Annotated in this window: 18 protein-coding genes; 14 read left to right on the top strand and 4 right to left on the bottom strand. The window is 69.8% G+C overall.

What is annotated here, in order from left to right; genetic code table 11:
* The first annotated feature begins 268 nt into the window (after nucleotides 1-268).
* The 4 genes from D7V80_RS35675 (at nucleotide 269) to D7V80_RS41570 (ending at nucleotide 3503) form a co-directional block, all read left to right on the top strand.
* Nucleotides 269-1249 carry a fumarylacetoacetate hydrolase family protein gene (locus tag D7V80_RS35675; protein ID WP_120592340.1) on the top strand — a complete coding sequence of 327 codons (981 nt, stop codon included), beginning with the start codon at nucleotides 269-271 and terminating at the stop codon, nucleotides 1247-1249.
* Complete coding sequence (maiA, locus tag D7V80_RS35670) at nucleotides 1246-1905, top strand: maleylacetoacetate isomerase (RefSeq protein ID WP_120592339.1); 660 nt, start codon at nucleotides 1246-1248, stop codon at nucleotides 1903-1905. Before D7V80_RS35675 ends, maiA begins: the two co-directional genes overlap by 4 nt.
* A 40-nt stretch (nucleotides 1906-1945) precedes the next feature.
* Nucleotides 1946-3109: a 4-hydroxyphenylpyruvate dioxygenase gene (gene hppD, locus D7V80_RS35665; protein ID WP_120592338.1), complete on the top strand. Its 1164-nt coding sequence runs from the start codon at nucleotides 1946-1948 to the stop codon at nucleotides 3107-3109.
* Between the two features lie 112 nt (nucleotides 3110-3221).
* On the top strand, nucleotides 3222-3503 hold the full coding sequence (locus D7V80_RS41570; protein WP_147447325.1) for a hypothetical protein: 282 nt from the start codon (nucleotides 3222-3224) through the stop codon (nucleotides 3501-3503).
* On the opposite strand, the gene D7V80_RS35660 is transcribed toward D7V80_RS41570, so the two are convergent.
* Genes D7V80_RS35660 through D7V80_RS35650 form a run of 3 tightly spaced genes read right to left on the bottom strand, consistent with a single transcriptional unit; the run spans nucleotide 3448 to nucleotide 5430 of the window.
* A complete protein-coding gene (locus D7V80_RS35660; protein ID WP_120592337.1) occupies nucleotides 3448-4362 on the bottom strand; it encodes a sulfite exporter TauE/SafE family protein in 915 nt (304 codons plus the stop codon). The two genes, D7V80_RS41570 and D7V80_RS35660, sit on opposite strands and share 56 nt — an antisense overlap.
* Before the next feature lie 14 nt (nucleotides 4363-4376).
* Nucleotides 4377-4697 (bottom strand): rhodanese-like domain-containing protein, encoded by a 321-nt coding sequence (locus tag D7V80_RS35655; RefSeq protein ID WP_120561365.1) that lies wholly within the window; start codon nucleotides 4695-4697, stop codon nucleotides 4377-4379.
* 31 nt (nucleotides 4698-4728) lie between these two features.
* Nucleotides 4729-5430 (bottom strand): MBL fold metallo-hydrolase, encoded by a 702-nt coding sequence (locus D7V80_RS35650; RefSeq protein WP_120592336.1) that lies wholly within the window; start codon nucleotides 5428-5430, stop codon nucleotides 4729-4731.
* A gap of 100 nt (nucleotides 5431-5530) precedes the next feature.
* Here D7V80_RS35650 and D7V80_RS35645 point away from each other — a divergent pair, with 100 nt between their 5' ends.
* The 9 genes from D7V80_RS35645 to D7V80_RS35605 all read left to right on the top strand — a co-directional run bounded on the left by D7V80_RS35645 (nucleotide 5531) and on the right by D7V80_RS35605 (nucleotide 12719).
* On the top strand, nucleotides 5531-5956 hold the full coding sequence (locus D7V80_RS35645; RefSeq protein WP_120592335.1) for a YeeE/YedE family protein: 426 nt from the start codon (nucleotides 5531-5533) through the stop codon (nucleotides 5954-5956).
* Nucleotides 5957-5968: 12 nt separating this feature from the next.
* The gene (locus tag D7V80_RS35640) at nucleotides 5969-6430 is read left to right on the top strand and encodes a DUF6691 family protein (RefSeq protein ID WP_120592334.1); all 462 of its coding nucleotides are present in this window, start codon (nucleotides 5969-5971) and stop codon (nucleotides 6428-6430) included.
* A 44-nt stretch (nucleotides 6431-6474) separates the two neighbouring features.
* Nucleotides 6475-6996, top strand: coding sequence for an RNA polymerase sigma factor (locus tag D7V80_RS35635; RefSeq protein WP_233585968.1), 522 nt, complete (start codon nucleotides 6475-6477; stop codon nucleotides 6994-6996).
* The gene (locus D7V80_RS35630; RefSeq protein WP_120592332.1) at nucleotides 6983-7741 is read left to right on the top strand and encodes an anti-sigma factor; all 759 of its coding nucleotides are present in this window, start codon (nucleotides 6983-6985) and stop codon (nucleotides 7739-7741) included. Before D7V80_RS35635 ends, D7V80_RS35630 begins: the two co-directional genes overlap by 14 nt.
* Nucleotides 7742-7899: 158 nt before the next feature.
* Nucleotides 7900-8241: a rhodanese-like domain-containing protein gene (locus tag D7V80_RS35625; RefSeq protein ID WP_120592331.1), complete on the top strand. Its 342-nt coding sequence runs from the start codon at nucleotides 7900-7902 to the stop codon at nucleotides 8239-8241.
* A 90-nt stretch (nucleotides 8242-8331) separates the two neighbouring features.
* Entirely contained in the window at nucleotides 8332-9936 is a 1605-nt protein-coding gene (locus tag D7V80_RS35620; RefSeq protein WP_120592330.1) for a bifunctional UDP-sugar hydrolase/5'-nucleotidase, read from the top strand.
* Between the two features lie 37 nt (nucleotides 9937-9973).
* Nucleotides 9974-10435 (top strand): DsrE family protein, encoded by a 462-nt coding sequence (locus D7V80_RS35615; RefSeq protein ID WP_120592329.1) that lies wholly within the window; start codon nucleotides 9974-9976, stop codon nucleotides 10433-10435.
* Between the two features lie 180 nt (nucleotides 10436-10615).
* A complete protein-coding gene (locus D7V80_RS35610) occupies nucleotides 10616-11446 on the top strand; it encodes a sigma-70 family RNA polymerase sigma factor (RefSeq protein ID WP_120592328.1) in 831 nt (276 codons plus the stop codon).
* A gap of 64 nt (nucleotides 11447-11510) precedes the next feature.
* Nucleotides 11511-12719 carry an FAD/NAD(P)-binding oxidoreductase gene (locus D7V80_RS35605; RefSeq protein ID WP_233585967.1) on the top strand — a complete coding sequence of 403 codons (1209 nt, stop codon included), beginning with the start codon at nucleotides 11511-11513 and terminating at the stop codon, nucleotides 12717-12719.
* Nucleotides 12720-12739: 20 nt separating this feature from the next.
* Here D7V80_RS35605 and D7V80_RS35600 read toward each other — a convergent pair whose 3' ends face one another.
* Nucleotides 12740-13816 carry a folate-binding protein YgfZ gene (locus D7V80_RS35600; protein ID WP_120592326.1) on the bottom strand — a complete coding sequence of 359 codons (1077 nt, stop codon included), beginning with the start codon at nucleotides 13814-13816 and terminating at the stop codon, nucleotides 12740-12742.
* 38 nt (nucleotides 13817-13854) lie between these two features.
* On the opposite strand from D7V80_RS35600, the gene D7V80_RS35595 reads away from it, so the two are divergent.
* Nucleotides 13855-14181 (top strand): cupin domain-containing protein, encoded by a 327-nt coding sequence (locus D7V80_RS35595; RefSeq protein ID WP_014399741.1) that lies wholly within the window; start codon nucleotides 13855-13857, stop codon nucleotides 14179-14181.
* Nucleotides 14182-14213: the final 32 nt, after the last annotated feature.

Below are 14213 nucleotides of genomic sequence, written 5' to 3'. Positions count from 1 at the left end.
CCGGTGCCCCCTGTCCGTTCGTGGAGCAGGCGGCCCGGCAGGCGAACTCGTGGATTTCCACGACGCCCCGGCGTCCGAAAGGGCCGCGCTTCGTCCTTCAGCCGACAGCCACGCGAATGTGAGCGGCCAGCAACGTTGCTGGAGGGAGGGAGGATGCCGCGCCGCGTTCAACGGGCGTGCTTGACTCGCCTGGTGGCCCGTCGGAAAAGCCCGTCGGGTCAGGCGGCCTCCCCCTTCCTCCCCCACAGGCCGCCGAGGGAGCGCGAAATTGAAGCTCGCGACGCTCAAGGACGGAACCCGCGACGGGCGGCTCATCGTCGTCAAGCGGGACAACTCCGCCTACGCGCTGGCCACCAACGTGGCTCTCACGCTGCAAGCGGCCCTGGATGACTGGGACGCGAAGGAGCCGCAGCTGCGCGCGCTGGCGCAGCAGCTGGAAGCCGGCGCGGTGCAGAGCCGCCCGCTGGACGTGAAGGCGCTGCACGCGCCCCTGCCGCGCGCCTACGAATGGGTGGACGGCAGCGCGTACATCAACCACGTGCTGCTGGTGCGCAAGGCGCGCAACGCGGAGCCGCCCGCCACGCTGCGCACGGATCCGCTGGTGTACCAGGGCGGCTCCGGCGACTTCCTGGCGCCCACGCAGGACATCCCGCTGCGCGACGAGGCATGGGGCCTGGACTTCGAGAGCGAGGTCTGCGTCGTCCTGGGTGACACGCCCATGGGCACGAAGGCCGAGGACGCGGACAAGCACATCAAGCTGGTGATGATCGCCAACGACGTGTCCCTGCGGAACCTCATCCCGGAGGAGCTGGCCAAGGGCTTCGGCTTCTTCCAGAGCAAGCCCGCCACCGCGTTCGGCCCCTTCGCGCTGACGCCGGATGAGCTGGGAACCGCGTGGAAGGACGGCCGCGTGCACCTGCGCATGCGCAGCACGCTCAACGGCCAGCTCGTGGGAGACGCGGACGCGGGCCCGGAGATGCACTTCTCCTTCCGCGACCTCATCCAGCACCTGACGCGCACGCGCGCCTTCACCGCGGGCACCCTCCTGGGCAGCGGCACGGTGTCCAACGAGGACCGCTCGCGCGGCATCTCCTGCCTCGCCGAGCGCCGGATGATCGAGACCATCGACGAGGGCAAGCCGAAGACGGCCTTCATGAAGCCCGGGGACACCATCGAGATCGAGATGCTGGATGGCGAGGGGCACAGCCTCTTTGGCCGCATCTCCCAGACGGTGGTGAAGGCGCCATGAGGAACCTCAAGCTGCACAGCTACTGGCGCTCCTCCGCGTCCTGGCGCGCGCGCATCGCGTTGAACTGGAAGGGGCTCCCCTTCGAGTACCTGGCGGTGCACCTGCTCAAGGACGGCGGCCAGCAGAACTCCGCGGACTACCGCGCCGTGAACCCCATGGCCCGCGTGCCCACCCTGGAGTGGACGGAAGCGGACGGGCAGGCGCGCAAGCTGTCCGAGTCCATGGCCATCCTGGAGTACCTGGAGGAGCGCGTGCCCTCGCCCGCCCTCCTGCCCACGGACGCGTACCTTCGCGCGAAGGCGCGCATGCTGGCGGAGATGGTGAACGCCGGGATGCAGCCCCTGCAGAACACGTCGGTAACGCTGCGCATCAAGACCGAGCTGAAGGCGGACGAGAAGGCCTGGGCGGCGCACTGGAACGTGCACGGGCTGACGGCGCTGGAGGCGGCGGTGCAGGCGACGGCGGGGCGTTATTGTGTGGGAGACGGAGTGTCGTTCGCGGACGTGCTGTTGGTTCCGCAGCTCTACGGGGCCCGCCGGTTCGGTGTAGACCTGAAGCCCTATCCCACGCTGCTGCGCATCGAGGCGGCGTGCAACGAACTCCCCGCCTTCCAGGCGGCGCAGCCGGACCGGCAGCCCGACGCGCAGCCGGTGTAGTCACGCAATATCTTCTTCATCACCACGAGGAGTCAGCGACATGGCCAAGCAGGAATCGCTGGGCATCAAGGCCCTGGAGAGCATCCACTGGTACGTGCATGACCTGGAGCGCAGCCGCCAGTTCTACACGAAGGGGTTGGACTTCGCGGAGGTGGCGGTGTCCGGGCCGGAGCTGGACGCGCACGGCAAGCAGAAGTCCGCGCTGTTCCAGGCGGGTGAGATTGCCCTGGTGGTGAGCCAGCCCGTGGGCGAGGGCGGCCGTGCGTGGCGCTATCTGCGCAAGCACCCGGACGGCGTGGGCACGCTGAACTTCGAGGTGGAGGACGTGGAGAAGGCGTTCAAGCTGCTGGAGCAGCGCGGCGCCACGTTCATCACGGACATCCAGCGCTTCACGGACGACGCGGGCGGCAAGCTGGCGTTCTTCTCCATCACGACGCCGTTTGGCGACACCACGTTCCGCTTCCTGCAGCGGGACAACTACAAGTCCATCTACCCGGGCTTCAAGGTTCACGCGCAGCCCAAGGGCGGCCAGAACAAGTACGGCTTCGACAAGCTGGACCACGTCACGTCGAACTTCCAGACGATGAAGCCCATGCTCCTGTGGATGGAGCACGTGATGGGCTTCGAGAAGTTCTGGCACATCGAGTTCCACACCGAGGACGTGGCGTCGCAGCAGAAGCGCGACCACGGCAGCGGCCTGAAGTCGGAGGTGATGTGGGACCCGAAGAGCGGCGTGAAGTTCGCGAACAACGAGCCCAAGTTCCCGTTCTTCAAGGCCAGCCAGATCAACATCTTCAACGAGGACCACCGCGGTGACGGCGTGCAGCACCTGGCCATCACGGTGAAGGACATCCTGTCCTCCGTGAAGGACATGCGGCAGAACGCGGGCATCCAGTTCATGCCCACGCCGGGCTCGTACTACGACGCGCTGCCGGAGCGCATCGAGCGCATGGGCATCAAGAAGATCGACGAGGACATCAACGTCCTGCGCGACCTGGAGGTGCTCATCGACGGTGACAAGGAGCGCAGCTACATGCTCCAGATCTTCATGAAGGACGCGGCGAGCCTCTACAAGCAGGCGGACGCGGGCCCGTTCTTCTACGAGATCATCCAGCGCAAGGGCGACCAGGGCTTCGGCGGCGGCAACTTCCGCGCCCTGTTCGAGAGCATCGAGCGCGCGCAGAAGGCCGAAGGGCGCGTGTAGTTCGTCCGCACGGCTCGCGGTTGGAAGCCCCACCCCTCGCTCCCTTCCGGGAAGCGGGCGGTGGGGTTTCTTCGTCCGGGCAATCGCCTATCTTCAGTTGATGCGAATGCTCATGGGGCTGTTTCTGGCGGGCGCGCTGGGGTGGGGCTGCCAGGCCGCCGGGGATAAGGCGTCAGCGAAGGCGCCCCTGGACTGCAACGCCACCTACGTTGCTTGTGGTTGCGGCTGCTGTGGCGGGGTGGAGCCACAGGTGCAGTGTCTGTCCTGCGCGAAGGGAGATGACCTCCAGGCCCTCATCCAGAAGGACCAGGAGGCGCAGAAGGATCCGCAGTGCGCAGTCATGGGCTGCTCCACCGGGACGAAGTACGTCTACTGCGATGCGAATCCCCAATGACCCGCATTGAACCATCATGCTCGTGGGCGCCGTCATTGGAGGTGTGGCTGGAGCGGGGCGCGGGCTCATCGCCACCTCGCGCCAACGCTTCCCGGTTCTTGAACATGATGAAGGCGCCCATCACGACGAGGAAGATGGAGAAGGCCCGCTTGAGGGCCGCCTGCGAGACGTAGTGGGTAGCCCAGGTGCCAATGAGGATGCCCGCCACGGCGATGGCCGTGAAGATGCCCAGGTAGAGCCACGGCACCTGGACGTGGCCGAGGTAGCCGGCGAAGCCCACGAAGGAGTTGAGGGCGATGACGAGCAGGCTCGTGCCCACCGCCTGCTTCATCGGGAGGCCCACCAGGAGCACCAGCGCCGGGACGATGAGGAAACCGCCGCCCACCCCGACGAGTCCCGTGAGGCCGCCCACGCCGAGCGCGGCCAGGGCCATGACGGGGAAGGACGCCTTGCGGGGCTCTGGCACGGGCGCGGACTCCTGGCGCGCGGCGAGCGCGGCCTCCTTGCGGCCGTTGCGGAACATGAAGAAGGCGGCCACGAGCATCACCGTGGCGAAGAGCAGCAGCTGCAAGGCGCCCGAGACGAAGACGGACAGACGCGCCCCCGCGTAGGTGCCCACCATGGCCACCGCCCCGAAGACGAGGGCCGCTCGGAGCTGCACGTTGCCCTTGCGCCAGTGGCCCGCCGCGCCGAAGAGGCTGGTGACGCCCACCACGGCCAGCCCCATGGCGATGGACTCCTTGGCTCCGAAGCCCAGGACGTACACGAGGATGGGCACGGTGATGATGGAGCCGCCGCCGCCGAGCAGGCCGAGCGACAGGCCGATGAGGGCCGCGAGCGAGAAGCCGATGATGGGCATGGAGTTCGTTTCCGCTAGCCCTGGGGCGCGCGGGGCTCGCGAACGGCGAGCATCCCGCCCGCCAGGTTGTAGAGGTGTTTGAAGCCACGCTGGGCGAGCGCCTGCGCGGCCTTCGAGGAGCGCCCACCCGAGCGGCAGATGAGCAGCAGCGGTTGTTCCCGCGGCCACGACGCGGACGCCGCCTCCAGCGTGCCCAGCGGGACGAGCTCCGCTCCGGGAAGGTGGCTCAAGGGGCCCGTGAACTCGTCCGGCTCACGCACGTCGATGCGCCGCACCTCGGGGCCGAGCGTGTCGAGCTGCGAGGGCGTGAGGTCCTGATAGGGGTGGGGTGTCATGGCTTGCTCCTGTTGGGAAGGGCAGGGGACTTCAGGCCCCCTGCGGTGAAGGCGCCGTGTGCCCACAGGCGCGGTTGGCTGGGACGGCCAGGTCGATCTTCCTGGGCCGGGGCAGGTGGAGGTTGTTCATCACCTCGATGAACTCTTCCCGGCTCTTGCCCGCGACGCGCGGGTTGTGCCGCTTCTCCTCGCCGATGCTCGTCACCATGTGACCGTGGTAGTCGTGCGCGGGGTAGACGAGCGTTTCATCCGGCAGGCGGAAGAGGACGCGGGTGAGGCTGTCGTAGAGCTGGCCTGCGTTCCCGTTCTGGAAGTCGGTGCGGCCGTTGCCTCGCACGAGAAGCGCGTCCCCAGTGAAGACGCGGTCGCCCAGCAGGTAGCTGACGCTGTCATCCGTGTGCCCCGGCGTGGCGAGCACCTGGAAGACGAGCCGGCCGACGCGCACCTCGTCTCCGTGGCGCACCTGGAGGTTGGCGCAGGCGGCTCCTCCCACGCCCCCCACCACCATGGCCTGCGTGCGCTCGCGCAGCACGCCGGACGCGGTGACGTGGTCCGCGTGCACATGGGTATCCAGGACGTGGGTGAGGGTGAGGCCCAGCTCGCCCACCAGTTTCAAATCCCGGTCGACCTGCTCGAGCACGGGGTCGATGAGGACGGCCTGCCGCGTGGACTCGTCGCCGAGGAGATAGGTGTAGGTCGAGGACTCTGAGTCGAAAAGCTGGCGGAAAATCATTGTCGAAGCCTCCTGTCCTTGAGAGCCAGGGGTCGGACAGAAGGATTCAGGGCCTTCCCCAGGCTGAATCCTCCGCCTTCGAATCTGGCTCTCACGGGACATGATTTCCTCCCTCCTCCCTCCCCTCCTGGGTGGGGCGCTCATCGGCCTGAGTGCCTCCTTGCTCCTATTGGCCAATGGCCGGGTCGCCGGCATCAGCGGCGTGGTGGGCTCGCTGCTGGCCCCCGTGCGCGGGGATGTCGCCTGGCGCGTGCTCTTCTTCGGCGGGCTGCTCACCGGGGGCTTGCTGCTGGCGTGGCTGCGCCCTGGCTCCTTCCCGGCCCCCACGTCCTTGAGCGCGGGCGGCGCCTTGCTGCTGGTGGGGGCCGGACTGCTGGTGGGGTTCGGCTCGCGGCTGGGCAACGGCTGCACCAGCGGGCACGGCGTCTGCGGCATCAGCCGGGGTTCGGCCCGCTCCATCGCGGCCACGCTCACCTTCATGGCCACCGGTGTCCTCACCGTCTTCCTGATCCGCCACGTCCTCTAGGGAAAGCCCTCCATGCGTTCAAACATCAGTGCGTTTCTCAGCGGTCTGCTCTTCGCCATCGGCCTGGGCATCAGCGGCATGACGGACCCGGCCAACGTCCTCGGCTTCCTCGACATCGCGGGGCATTGGGATTACCGGCTCGCGTTCGTGATGGGCGGCGCCATCGCCGTGCACGCGGCGCTGCGGCCCCTCATCCTCGGACGTGAGCGGCCCCTGTTCGCCGCGAAGTTCCCCTCGTTCTCCACCAGCAAGGTGAACCGCGGGCTCCTCGTGGGCGCGGGCCTCTTCGGAGTGGGCTGGGGGCTCGGCGGCTACTGCCCCGGCCCCGCGCTCACGTCGCTCGCCACCGGTGCGACGCAGTTGCTCGTCTTCGTGCCCGCCATGTTCGCCGGCATGGCCCTCGCCCAGGTGCTGCAGGCGCGACGGAGCGCGAGCGCGGGAACTCCGGTCCCGGGCGCATCGCCCACTCCGTAGCCCCTCGGGAACTTTTCGCAGCCGCCACCGTGTCCTGGAGGAACGTGAGCAGCCGGTCCTTCATCGAGCGTGCCCTGGAGCACCTGCCAGCCCTGCGACGGGTGGGCCGCCGGCTGACGGGCAGCACCGCCGAGGCGGATGACCTGGTGCAGGAGACGGTGGCACGCGCGCTGGAGCGGCACGACGAGCTGCGCGACCCGGAGCGGCTCAAGGGATGGCTGCTCGCCGTCCAGCGCGCCGTCTTCCTCAACTCCCGGCGGGGCCTGCGCCCCCGGCTGGAGGTGCTGGAGGGCGGTCTGGGGAAGGAGGCCGCTCCCGAGCCTTCCGCGGACCTGGAGGCGGAGCTGCATGCTCACACGCTCAGCTCGGGCATGAAGGCGGCGCTGGAGTCCCTGGCCCCCGAGTGGCGGGATGCGCTGTGGCTGCGCGAAGTCGAAGAGCTGAGTTACGAGGAGATCGCCCGGGTCCAGGGGTGTCCGGTGGGCACCGTGCGCTCGCGCCTCGCGAGGGCCCGGGGGGCGATGCTCGACCTCCTGGAGAAGGAGAAGTCACATGGAAGCCTGTAGCCCGGCGTGGCAGGAACGTCTCTCCGCGTGGTTCGATGGGGAGGGCCCGGCGCACGAGCGGCAGGCCGTGGAGCAGCACCTGTCCCGGTGCGTGGGCTGTGCCCGGGAGGCGGCCCGCTATGCCCCTCTGCGCGAGGCGCTGAAGGCCCAGGCCGCCACGGAGACGCACGTGCCGCCCGAGCTGCGGGCGCGTGTCTCCCGCCTGGCTCCGCGCTCCCGCCCCTCCTTCCGGCGACGGTGGACGGTGGGCCTGGCCGCGGCGGTCGCGTCCGTGGGCATCCTCTGGACGTCGTGGCCCGGTGGCATGAACGACGCGCTGGCGATGGACCTCGAGCGGCACCACCTCAAGGCCTTCTCGCGCGCCACTCCCTGCGAGTTCGAGTCCTCGGATCCGGCCGCGGTGAAGGCCTGGGTGGCGCGGGAGGTGGGCTATGCGGTGGACGTCCCGGTGGTGCCCGGCGCGACGCTGCTGGGGGCCCGCCGCTGCCGGCTGCATGGACAGCTCTCCGCCTCGCTGCTGTACCGGCACGAGGGGGGCACGGCGATGACGCTCTTCCTGCCGCCGCCGGGCTCACCCGCGGCGCGGGAGGCGGCGAGCTTCGCCGGAGAAGGGACGCGCTGCACGCGGGGCCCCATCGGTGAGCGCATCTGCGTGGCGCCGCGCGGGGGCGGGCAGGCCGCGCTCGCCGTCTCCGAGCTGGAGCAGCCGGTGCTCGTCGACGCCCTGGCTCGTCTGGCGCCTTGAGGTCGCGAGGCCGGGAACTTTCGAGCTTCCCGGTCGTGTCCTCGGGGCATGAGTCCCGGCCTCTCCGGCAGCTTCCTGGCGGGCATGCTGACGTTCCACCCCGCTGTACCCCGTTCCCCAGGGCCCAGCGGGCCTCTGGGCCCGGTTGGAGCCGCACCATGAAGTCCGTTCTCGTCGTCGCTGCCCTGCTCGCCGGTCCGTTCCTCGTCTCCTGTGCGCACCAGCGCTCCGCCGGGGCCGAGGCCCACCAGCGGGTGGATGCAGGTGCAACCCTGGTGGATGTCCGCACGCCGGAGGAGTTCGCCGCCGGCCACCTTCCCGGGGCGATGAACATCCCCGTGGATGAGCTGCCCCAGCGGCTCGCCGAGCTGGGCTCGCCGGAGAAGCCCGTCGTCGTCTACTGCCGCAGTGGCGCGCGCAGCAGCCGCGCCGAGCAACTCCTGAAGGAGCGCGGCTTCCAGGACGTCTTCAACCTCGGCCCCATGTCGGCCTGGGAGTGACGGGCGGGGCGCGAGCCGGCCCGCCGCGGGAACTTCACGCGGCACGCCTCGTGTCCCCTCCACCGTCCCTCTCACTCAAGGTGCTTCACGATGATGCGTCTGCTCTCCCTGCTCGGCGCGCTGTTCGCGCTGGGCGGCCTGGGTTCCGGCTGTGCTCGAACCATCGCCCCGCCGGCCGGCAGCGCTTCCGTGCCCCAGCGCAAGCAGCTCACCGTCCTCTATGTGGCGGATCTGCACGCGCAGTTGCGCGCCCACCCCGAGCTGTTCTGGCACGAAGGGAAGGAGCGCATCGAAGAGGCCGGCGGCTTCGCCCGCGTGGCCGCCGCCATCCAGCGGATCCGCGCAGAGCGCGGCGGTGACGTGCTGGTGCTCGATGCCGGTGACACGATTCAGGGCTCGGGCGCGGCGGCGCTCACCGAGGGCGGTGCCCTCATCGAGCCGCTCAATGCGCTCGGGCTGGACGCCGCGGTGCCTGGAAACTGGGAGGTGGTGTACGGCCCCCAGGTGCTGCGCCAGCGCGCCCGCGAGCTGAAGCATCCGCTCGTCGCCGCCAACCTGCGCGACGCGGCGAGCGGCGAGCGCCTCTTCCCGCCGTACTTCGTGAAGGAGGTGGGCGGGGTGAAGGTGGCCGTCGTCGGCTTCACGGATCCGGATGTCCCTCGCCGCCAGCCTCCCGGCTACAGCCAGGGCCTGCGCTACGACGGCCCGGAGGAACTGCCGGCGCTCGTGCGCGAGGTGCGCGAGCGCGAGGGGGCCCAGGTGGTGCTGTTGATGACGCACGTGGGGCTCGCCAAGGCGGTGGGGCTCGCTGGCAAGGTGCCCGGGGTGGATGTCCACCTGTCGGGGGACACGCACGAGCGCACCTATGCGCCGATTGCGCAGGCCGGGAGCTGGGTGGTGGAGCCCGGTGCCTTCGGCTCCTTCCTCGGGCGGCTGGACGTGTGGGTGGAAGAGGGCCGGGTGGTGGACCGCCGCTGGGAGCTCATCGAGCTGACCGCCTCGCGCTTCCCGGAGGACCCGAAGGTGGCCCGGCTGGTGGACGCCGCCCTCGCTCCGCACGAGGCGAAGCTGTCCGCGCCGGTGGGCCACACCGACGTCACGCTCGCGCGCTACGCGGTGGTGGAGAACCCGCTCGACAACGTGTTGGCCGACGCCATCCGCGCCGCCGGAGGGACGGAGATTGGCCTCTCCAACGGCTTCCGCTTCGGCACGCCGCTGCTGCCCGGGCCGGTGCGCGAGGCGGACCTGTGGAACCTCTTCCCCATCGTCAACAAGCTGAAGACAGGCAAGGTGAGTGGCCGCCAGCTTCGCGCCTTCTGGGAGCAGGAACTGGAGAACGTCTTCGCGAAGGATCCGGAGAAGCGCTTCGGTGGGTGGCTGCCGCGTCCCTCGGGGATGACGCTGCACTTCCGGGCCAACGCGCCCAGGGGCGAGCGCCTGCAGGCAATCGAAGTCGGCGGCAGGCCGGTGGAGGACGACCGCCTCTACACCGTGACGGCCTGCGAGCGTGAGGGCGATGCCCCCGACATGGTGTGCCGGATTCCCGGCGTCCAGGAGCCGCACGTCCTGGACATCGATGCGCACGAGGCGGTGCGCCGTTTCCTCGCCGGCAAGCCGCGTCTGAACGACGCGCTGCAAGGGCGCGCCGTGGGCGAGGACCTCCCGCCCGTGCTGCGCACCCAGCAGGTGCAGTGAGCCTCTGTTCATCCACCCCCGAAGCGGAGCTCCTCGAATGAATCGCAACCTGCTGCTCGTCCTCGCCGCGCTCGTCATCATTCCTCTCGCCGCCATCGCCACGGCGCCGTCCCAGGCCACCGGGAAGAGGCTGCCCGCGCACCAGGGCAAGCTCGTCTTCGTGTCCACCACGGGCCTGGAGGACCTCGGCACGCTCTCCAGCTCCTTCCGGCACGCGAAGACGGCCAGGGAGTCCGGCTACCTCTCGGACGTGGTGTGGCTCAGCTACGGCCGTGCGGTGGTGGCGTTGGATCCGACGGTCAAGGCCGTTCCGGAGGAGGTTCGCAAGGAGGCCCAGGCCGCGAAGGCCGCGGGCGTCCGGCTGGTGGCCTGCGGCCACGCGCTCGCGAAGTTCGACATCGACCCGAAGAAGCTCCAGCCGGAGGCGGAGGTGGTGGACAACGGCGTGGCGGAGCTCTCGCGCCTGGTGGCCGAGGGCTATCAGGTCATCCGCTACTAGGGACCATCATCCATCACATGCGGAGTTCCTCTCACCCATGGACCCGTTCGGCGTGTCCCTTCAGCACCGGCGCCTGGTTCCCGCTATGCATCCTCATGAGGATGGCCAGGACGGCCTCCTGACGACCGAGCGGTCTCCGTCTCGGCCGTGACGGTGACATGTGGAGGAGGCGACCGGGTGATGGCGACGCGAACCGATGATCCGCTGATGGAGGCCGCGCGCTCTGGCGACAGCAAGGCGTTGGAGGCGGTCCTCGCCCGCCACGAGAAGCAGGTGTACCGCTTCGGCTTGCGCATGTGCGGCTCGGAGGAGGACGCCAAGGAGGTGCTCCAGGAGACGCTGCTCGCGGCCTTCCGGGGCATCCACGCGTTCCGGGGCGACGCGGAGCTGTCCACGTGGCTGTATCAGCTGGCCCGCACGCACTGCCACCGCCTGCGCCGCAGGCGCGTGGGAACGCCCGAGGAGTTCCAGCCCCTGGACTCTCCCGCGGCCACCCACGTCGCCGCGGAGGAGGCCACCCCGGACGTGGTCTCCCTGGCGCGGCAGATGGGAGAGGTGTTGCAGGCGGCCATCCTCGCGCTGCCGGAGGCCCACCGGGAGGTGCTCATCCTCCGGGACGTGGAGGACCTCTCCGCGGAGGAGGCGGCGAAGGTGGTGGGCATCGAGGTGCGGGCGCTCAAGAGCCGGCTGCACCGCGCGCGGCTCCAGGTGCGCGAACATCTCTCCACGCTGATGGGGGAGGGCGCCCAGGGGCAGGCCCCGGCGTGCCCGGAGCTGGCGCGGGAACTCTCCGAGTTCGTCGCGCAGGAGGTGGACCAGGCCACCTGCGTGCGTCTCGAGGACCATCTGTCGCGCTGCCCTCGCTGTACGGACACGTGCGACTCGCTCAAGCGCACGGTGTCCCTGTGCCGGCGCATTCCAGGAGATGAGGTGCCCGCGCCCGTGCGCTCGGCGGTGCGCCAGGCGCTGTCTCGCGCGCTGCCCACCCACCGTGCGAGCCGTCAGGAATGAGGGGGTGAATCCTCGGCCGGCGTTTCGGGCTCACACCTCCATCCCCATCGCATGGAGGTCGAACGTGTCCCATCCGCATCACCAGGTGCTCATCATCGGCGGAGGTACGGCGGGGCTCACCGTCGCCGCACGGCTGCGGCGCAAGGGTGTGCGCGGCGTCGCCATCATCGAGCCCTCGGCTCACCACTACTATCAGCCCCTGTGGACGCTCGTGGGCGGTGGCGCCGCGGACATCGCCAGCACCGTGCGCCCCGAGGCCGACTACATCCCGAAAGGCACTCACTGGATTCAGGACCGGGCGGAGGACGTGGACCCGGTGCGCCAGGAGGTGCGCACGCGCGGAGGGCTGAGCCTGGGCTATGACTTCCTCGTCGTCGCCCCGGGAATCCAGCTCGACTGGGACAAGGTGCCGGGCCTGCGCGAGGCGCTGGAGACACCGTACGTGTCGAGCAACTACGCCTTCCACCTCGCGACGAAGACATGGGAGATGGTCCGCGCCTTCAAGGGCGGCACGGCCCTCTTCACCCACCCTGCCACCCCGGTGAAGTGCGCGGGGGCTCCGCAGAAGATCATGTACCTGGTGGCGGACCACCTGCGCCGCAGCGGGCTCGCGGAGCGCTCGCACGTCGTCTTCGGCTCGGCCGGCAAGGCCATCTTCGGGGTGAAGCCGTTCGCGGATGTGCTCGAGGGGGTCGTGCGGCGCTACGGCATCGACACGCGCTTCGGCCACAACCTGGTGGAGGTGCGCCCCGAGCAACGCGAGGCGCTCTTCGCCGTGACGCGGGATGGGCGGGAGGAGCGGGTCGCCATCGGTTACGACATGCTGCACGTCACGCCCCCGCAGAGCGCCCCCGACTTCATCAAGCGGAGCCCGCTCGCCCACCAGCACGGGCCGAACGCGGGCTGGGTCAAGGCGCACAAGCACACCCTGCAACACCCCGACCATCCGAACGTCTTCGCGCTCGGGGACGCGAGCGACCTGCCCACCTCCCGCACGGGCGCGGCCATCCGTGCGGAGGCCCCGGTGCTGGTGGAGAACCTGATCGCCGTCATGGAGGGGAGGACCCCCACCGCCCGGTACGACGGCTACGCCTCCTGCCCGCTCGTGACGGGCTACGGGAAGATGCTGCTCGCCGAGTTCGACTACGACGGCAAGCCCGCGCCCAGCCTCCCGCTCATCAACACCCTGGTGGAGCGGCGCGACATGTGGATGCTCAAGAAGTACGGGCTGCCGCGCATGTACTGGGACCTGATGCTCCGCGGGCGCGCGTAGCGCCCGACACAGGGCCCGCCTTACGAGGCCGTGAAGGGCAGCGCGGCCACCGTGACGGTGCCCGCGCCATCCCCCAGCGTCAGCTCCGTGCCCGGCTCCAGCGAGTCGCGGTGCACGTAGCCCAGCGCCACCCGCTGGCCCTTCACCGGGGACGTCACCACGCTGGTCACCCAGCCCACCTTCTTCTCCCCGCGGCGCAGCTCCGTGCCGGGCGCCACGTCCTTCTCACCCAGGAGCAGCCCCGCCAGCTTGCGGTTCATGTGCCCGCGGAAGGTGGCCCGGGCGATGACCTCCTGCCCGATGTAGCACCCCTTGTTGTAGGAGATGGCGTTGGTGAGGTTCGCCTCCAGGGGGATGGTGGTGTCCACCATGTCCTGCCCATAGCGCGGCACCCCCGCCTCCACCCGGACGAGCTCCAGCGCGTCGAACCCCAGCGGCTTCAGCCCGTGCGCCCCGCCCGCCTGGACCAGCGCCGCCCACACCGCCTCCAGCCCCGCGCGCGGCACCAGCACGTCCACGCCGGACAGCCCGCCCGGCAGCGCCGTCCCCAACAGCCACACCTCCTGCCCGGCGAGGGTGGCCTTGCGGCTGGACAGGGGCGCCGGGAGCTCCAGGGGACCGCCCGGGACGGCGGCCAGCACCTGGGCCGTCCGGGGGCCGAGCAGCTTGAGCCAGGCCTGGGCTGGGGTGCCGTCGTGCAGCTCCGCGTCCTCGGAGATGAGGTATTTGTCCAGGAACTCCCGCACCTTGGCGCCCAGGCCGGGCTCCAGGTCCAGGAGGAGGTCGTCCTCCCGCTTGAGGATGCGTGCGTCTCCCACCATGGCGCCCTTCACCGTGAGGAAGGCGGCATAGGCGGCCGAGCCCACCGGGAGGTTCTTCACCTCCTGGGTGACCATGCCGTGGAGGAAGGAGGCGCGATCATCCCCCGTTATCCGGAGGATTTCGCGGTAGGACGCATCGTGCAGTGCCACTGCGTCACGGGCCGCGCCATACTCCGCGCCCACGTCTCCATACCCGGCCACGACCTCGCGGTCGCCCACCGAAATGAAGCGAGCACCCACCTGCTCGTGAACAAAATGCAGCGTCAGCGGTTCCATGCCCGTCGCTATATAGAGGCGCAGGAGCGGATGCCACGATGGATGTGAAGCAGCTTTCGGCCTTCCAGGGCTTCTCTTTAGAGAAGCTCCAGAAGCACACCGTCTTCCAGTCGGGTCGCTTCTTCCTCGATGTCTACTGCCTGGCCCCGGGCCAGGCGCAGAAGCCCCACCGGCATGCCACGTCCGACAAGGTGTACCTCGTGCTGGAGGGGAGCTGCCGCTTCCGCATCGGCGACGAGGAAGCGGCGCATGGCCCCGGTTCCACCCTTTTCGCCCCCGCGGGCACCGAACACGGCGTCGTCAATGACGGCCCGGACAACGCCCGCCTCCTCGTCCTGATGACCCCCCCTCCGGAGCACGCATGAGCAAGAAGGCCCCGACCCCGGCCGCCCCCGTC

The sequence above is a fragment of the Corallococcus sp. CA054B genome (assembly GCF_003611625.1).
GTDB lineage: Bacteria > Myxococcota > Myxococcia > Myxococcales > Myxococcaceae > Corallococcus > Corallococcus coralloides.
This window is presented reverse-complemented; position numbering and strand designations above follow the sequence as displayed.